General features: G+C 58.6%; 1 protein-coding gene. It reads left to right on the top strand.

Annotation, left to right across the window (positions count from 1 at the left end):
• Positions 1-761: serine/threonine protein kinase (locus JNK74_28670; protein ID MBL7650159.1), on the top strand; the 761-nt coding region annotated here is incomplete at both ends.

Genomic DNA, 761 nt, shown 5'->3' with positions numbered 1-761 from the left:
AGTTCGGACAGTACGCAGTCACCGCACCGCTGGGCAAAGGCGGGATGGGAGAAGTGTATTTGGCCGAAGACGCTCGGCTCAAACGCAAAGTGGCGCTCAAGCTGTTGCCCGCTGAGTTCACTCAGAATTCCGAACGGCTGCGCCGCTTCGAGCAGGAAGCGCAAGCGACCTCCGCGCTCAATCATCCCAATATCATCACGATTCACGAAATCGGCGCGCACAACGGCACGCATTACATCGCTACGGAATTCATCGCCGGGCGAACGTTGCGCGATCACTTGCGACAACCATTGCCGCTGGATGAATCGCTGAACATCGCGCTGCAAATGGCGAACGCGCTCGCCGCTGCACACGACGCCGGGATCATTCACCGCGACATCAAGCCCGAAAATGTGATGGTGCGCAGTGACGGCATTGTGAAGGTGCTGGATTTCGGCCTGGCAAAACTCACAGAACGACACGGCGACGTGGCGATGGGGCGACAGGGCGAAGAAGCAGATACTTGGCTCGCCGAGTCGTCCCGTCCCCCTGTCGCCGCGTCGCACTCCACCACGCCTGGCACAGTGATGGGAACCGCGAGTTACATGTCACCCGAACAAGCGCGCGGCGAGAAAGTAGATGCACGTTCTGACCTGTTTAGTTTGGGCATCGTGCTGTACGAAATGATCGCCGGGCGGCAACCATTTTCCGGCGTGAATATGTTGGATGTAATCGGCGCGATCTTGCATCAGGAACCAGCGCCGTTGCCAGCACAAAACGAA

It is taken from the genome of Candidatus Hydrogenedentota bacterium, assembly GCA_016791475.1.
Lineage (GTDB): Bacteria > Hydrogenedentota > Hydrogenedentia > Hydrogenedentales > JAEUWI01 > JAEUWI01.
Note: the sequence above shows the minus strand (reverse complement) of the source record. Positions and strands in the feature narration are given on the sequence as shown.